Annotated in this window: 3 protein-coding genes and 1 pseudogene; all 4 read left to right on the top strand. The window is 73.8% G+C overall.

Translation table 11 applies throughout. From position 1 onward, the window contains the following. Positions 1-174 (top strand): annotated as a pseudogene (locus tag ACFV6I_RS19755) (hypothetical protein); the annotation flags it as partial. A gap of 221 nt (positions 175-395) precedes the next feature. Continuing rightward, positions 396-2,549 carry a serine/threonine-protein kinase gene (locus tag ACFV6I_RS19750; protein ID WP_380426630.1) on the top strand — a complete coding sequence of 718 codons (2,154 nt, stop codon included), beginning with the start codon at positions 396-398 and terminating at the stop codon, positions 2,547-2,549. Then, entirely contained in the window at positions 2,546-2,848 is a 303-nt protein-coding gene (locus tag ACFV6I_RS19745; protein ID WP_279634944.1) for a glutaredoxin domain-containing protein, read from the top strand. The genes ACFV6I_RS19750 and ACFV6I_RS19745 overlap by 4 nt, the downstream gene beginning before the upstream one ends. Before the next feature lie 818 nt (positions 2,849-3,666). Then, positions 3,667-4,832 (top strand): M4 family metallopeptidase (locus tag ACFV6I_RS19740; RefSeq protein WP_380426628.1); only part of this gene is annotated, 1,166 nt, incomplete at its 3' end.

Below are 4,832 nucleotides of genomic sequence, written 5' to 3'. Positions count from 1 at the left end.
GCTCCGAACTGGTCGATCCGGTGGACGCCCCGGCCGCGCGCGGCGGCGGCGGGCGCCGGCTCCGCGGCCCGGGCACCCCCCCCCGCCCCCGCCGGCCGGGGGGGGGGTGTGCGCGCGGGGTGCACGGAACACCAGACACGGGTGGGCGGGGGCGCCCCCTGGGGGTCTCAATTGTTGGGGCGCGGGCCGGGCCACCACGTCCACGCCGACCACCCGCAGGCCGTCGCCGCCGCCGTCCTGGAGGTGGTCGAGCACGCCCGGCAGGGCCGGGACAGCTGACGGTGGGGCCCTCAACCCCTGGCCGGACAGTGCCTGCTGACCGTTCGACCCCCTCTGGCACACTGGGGGCCGAACGGCCCGCTGGGGAGGGTCATGACACACATGGGGGCGGGAGTATGAGGGGTCCGGGCGCCGTGCTCGGCGGGCGGTACACGCTGGTCGAGCGGATCGGCGGCGGGGGGATGGGTACGGTCTGGCGGGCCGACGACACGGTGCTGGCGCGGCCGGTGGCCGTCAAGATCCTGCATTCGGCGCTGTTCGAGGACGACACCTTCATCCAGCGCTTCCGCCGCGAGGCCCAACTGGTCGCCGCGATCGACCACCCGGCCGTCGTGGACGTCCACGACTACGGTGAGAGCGGCGGCGGTGCCGAGGGCAGCGAGGGCGGTGGCGCCGGGGACCGCTGCGCCTACATCGTCATGGAACTGGTCGACGGCCGGCCGTTGGACCGGGTGCTCGCCGAGGAGGGCCCGATGCCTCCCGAGCGCGCCCTCGGTCTGGTCGCCGCCGCGCTGGACGGCCTGCACGCCGCCCACCGCCGGGAGATCGTGCACCGGGACCTCAAGCCGTCCAACCTGATGGTGCGTACGGACGGCCGGGTGACCATCACCGACTTCGGCATCGCCCGGGCGATCGCCAGCACCAAGATCACCGCCTCGCACGCGATCGTCGGCACCGCCCTCTACATGGCCCCCGAGCAGGCCGAGGGGACGGGCACCGGGCCAGCCTCCGACCTCTACTCGATCGGCGTGGTCTGCTTCGAACTGCTTACCGGGAAGCCGCCGTTCGTCGGCGAGAGCGTGTTGGAGGTCGCGCTCAAGCACGTCCGCCAGCCGGCGCCGGAGCTGCCGGGGGCCTTCCCGGCGGCGGTTCGAGAGCTGGTCGCGAAGGCGCTGGAGAAGAAGCCGGAGGACCGGTTCGCCGACGCCGCCGAGATGGCGGCCGCGGCCCGGGCGGCGATCGGCGCGAAGGACGCGGGCGCTGCGGCGGGTGCGGTCGGCGCCCCGGCCGACACCGGGACGGTCGACCTCAGAGCTGCGGCGGCCGGGGGAGCGGCTGCGGGTGAAGAGGCCGGGGACGGAGCGCCCGGGGGTGCCGGCGGGGCGAAGGCCGGTGCCGTGGTGCCGGTCGCGGACGGCGCCGACCAGCCCGCGTCGGGCGAGCGCCCGGCGTCGGGTGACGGCCCCGTGCCGGACGAGGTCGCGAAGGTGGGGCCGCAGCCGGTGACCGAGCCGGGCAAGCGCCGGTCACGTCGCGCACTGCTGGTGCCGGTGATCGTCCCCGTGGTCATCTCGATGGGCACGGCGACCGTCCTGCTGGTGGACCGCGGCCCCGGCCGGTCGGACGCGGCCGAGCCGCCCGCCGCCCAGCCGACCGTCGTCGTGACGGCCCCGGTGACCCCGGGCACGGGCACCCCGGCGGCCCCGGCCACCACGCCGCCCGCCACGCCGACACCCTCCGACACCCCGGTCGCGGCCCCGGCCGCCGACCAGCAGCCGAGCACCCAGAACCAGCCGGGCGCGCCCGTTCAGGCCCCCGCGCCGGGCGGCAACGGAGGCGCGGCGAGCCGGGGCACCGGCGCGGGCGCGGCAGGCGGCGGCAACGCGGCTGGTGGCGGCGGTGCCTCAGGCGGTTCCGTCGGCGGCTCTGCGGGCGGTGCCTCGGGTGGGTCCGCCAGCGGGGCTTCGGGCGGTCAGTCCAACCAGTCCGGCGGCGGGGGCGGGGGCGGGGGCGGCGCGGCAAACCAGCCCGCCAACCCCAATCCCAACCCGCAGCCCCCGGCCCAGAACGCGGCCGGTGGCTCCCCCGCCGGGGGCGGCTCCCCGTCCGGCGGCAACCCGCCGGCCCCGCAGACCCCCACCCGGCCGCCGTCGTGCGGCGGCACCTCCTGGACCACCATCGTCAACGTGAAGGACGGCCGCCCGATCGGGATGGCCCGCGACGAACTGAGCGGCGACAACCCGATCGTGGTCGGCGGCGCGTCCCAGTACGGCTGGGTGCGGGCGACCAACCCCGGCTCCTGGATCAGTTTCAACGCCTGCAACAGCGGCGGGCCGCTGCTCGTCCAGACCATGGACGGCAAGGTCACCCTGAGCGGGGGCTTCAGCTTCCTGACCAACTGGACGGTGCGCAGCGGGTCCGCCCAGGGCTCCTACACGCTGGCCGACTACCAGAACCACAGCTGCATGACCGACAACGGCCCGGGAAACGCGGTCACCATGGTGACCTGCACCCCTGGCAACACGGCCCAGGAATGGCGGTTCCAGTGACAGCGACCGACGGAGCCGACGACGGTGTGGTCCTCTACTGGCGTCCGCTGTGCACGTTCTGCATGAACCTGCGCCTGGCGCTGCTCTTCACGCGCCTGCGCTACAGCCGGCGGTTCACCATGGTGAACATCTGGAAGGACCCGGACGCTGCCGCCTTCGTCCGCTCGGTCGCGGACGGCAACGAGACCGTGCCGACCGTCACCGTGGCCGGGCGACCGATGGTGAACCCGTCGATTCGCCAACTGCTCGCGGCGGTCCGGGAGTACGCGCCGGACGTGCTCCCGGGGAGGCCTCGCTGACCGGTCCGGGCGAGGAGCGGCACCCCTGCGCCCTCCCAACCCCGACCTCGTTGCCGTTGCCGTTGCCGTTGCCGCTGCCGCTTCTGCGACCGGACGGGCCCGGCGCCGGCGGCGGTTGAGTGCGTGTGCCGACCCGGCCCGGGTGTCCGTACGGGCAGGTCGCCCGGGAGTCGGGGCGGGCGAGCGGGGCGCCGCGGGAGCCGGGTGCCATCGCAGTTGTCTGTGGAGGAGGGGCAGTTGTGGGACACGGGGCCTTGTCGGCTCCGGTGCGCCCCAGGGTGTCGCGCTCAACTCACCGACTGCGCTGAGGAGTCGGGCGAACACGAGGTTCGGTGGCGCTAGCAGATGGCTCGGCGGCGGGCAAGGGTGGCAGGTGGCGGGACCTCGCCAAGCGGATGTCAAGATTCCGTATGGGAAGTTCTACAGGGATGTAAAAGTCGATTCCGGCCCGCCCGGCTCCGCGCGCCGAATCGACGTTCGACGGTCGATCGGACATCGGCGCAGGCGGTCGGCCGTGGTTCGGGTGGGAACCCACTGCAAGGCGCGGTGAATTGCCCCGTTTTGCCCACCACTTGAGAGCCCCGGTGAGCTGGCGGGACCTGGCCAATCGCTGAAGTAGACCTGTCAATTCACCTGCTGGATTGTCATGCTTTTGGACAGCCCCGGCGGTAGCCCCCACCCCCACCCCTTGGTGGCTCGCCGCTCGACCGCCCGGGGTTTCAGCACGTCAGCGCCCATTCCGCCCCACAGGTGCCGACCCCGGCCCCCGGAACGCGGCGCGACCGCGTCCACACGCGGTTTCCCGGAAGGACTCGCACGTGAAGCGAAAGCTCGCAGCTGTCGCCGTACTGTCGGCCACCGCCCTGCTGACCGGTGTGATCCAGGTGAGCACCGCCGCCCAGGCCAGCCCCGTCGCCGGCCTCCAGACCCAGGCCGACCACCAGCACGCGGCCGTGCTCGCGCTGGCCGGCGGCCAGTCCGGCCCGCTCGCCAAGGCCCTCGCCCTCGGCGAGAAGGAGCGGCTCGTCGCCAAGGACGCCGTGGTCGACAAGGACGGCACCCGGCACCTGCGCTTCGAGCGCACCTACGCCGGCCTGCCCGTGCTCGGCGGTGACCTGGTCGTCCACCAGAAGGCCAACGGCTCGGTCAAGTCGGTCGACAAGGCGGTCTCCGCCAAGCTCGCGCTGCCGAGCCTGACCCCGCAGATCCCGGCCGACCAGGCCGCCACGCAGGCCACCGGCGCGGTCAAGGCCACCGTCGGGGTCACCCTCGACGCCGACGAGTCCCCGCTGGCCGACGTGCACCAGACCGGCAAGGCCGAACTGGTCGTCTGGGCGACCGACGGCAACCCGCGCCTGGCCTACCGGACCACCGTCGAGGGCGTGCGCGCCGACGGCACTCCGAGCAACCAGGTGCTCGTCACCGACGCCGCCACCGGCAAGGTGCTGTCCATCCACGAGAAGATCCAGACCGCCGCCGGCACCGGCAAGGGCGTCTTCGTCGGCCAGGTGCCGCTCACCACCGCGCAGAGCGGCTCCAACTACTCGCTGAAGGACGACAGCCGCGGCGGCCAGTCCACCACCGACATGAGCAACGGAACCGCCGGCAACGGCTCGCTGTTCGCCAACACCTCCAACAACTTCGGCGACGGCACTGCCAGTAACCGCGAATCCGCCGCCGTGGACGCCCAGTTCGGCGCGGCCACCACGTGGGACTTCTACAAGAACACCTTCGGCCGCAACGGCATCCGCAACGATGGCGTCGGCGCCGCGAGCCGCGTCCACTACGGCTCCAACTACGTCAACGCCTTCTGGGACGACAGCTGCTTCTGCATGTCCTACGGCGACGGCAACGGCGACGCCGCCCCGCTCACCGAGATCGACGTGGCCGGCCCCGAGATGAGCCACCGCGTCACCGCCGCCCCGGCGACCCGCAACAACCCGGGCGAGGCCGGCGGCCTCACCGAGGCCCCCACCGCCCGACA

It is taken from the genome of Kitasatospora sp. NPDC059803, assembly GCF_042732255.1.
Taxonomy (GTDB): domain Bacteria; phylum Actinomycetota; class Actinomycetes; order Streptomycetales; family Streptomycetaceae; genus Kitasatospora.
This window is presented reverse-complemented; position numbering and strand designations above follow the sequence as displayed.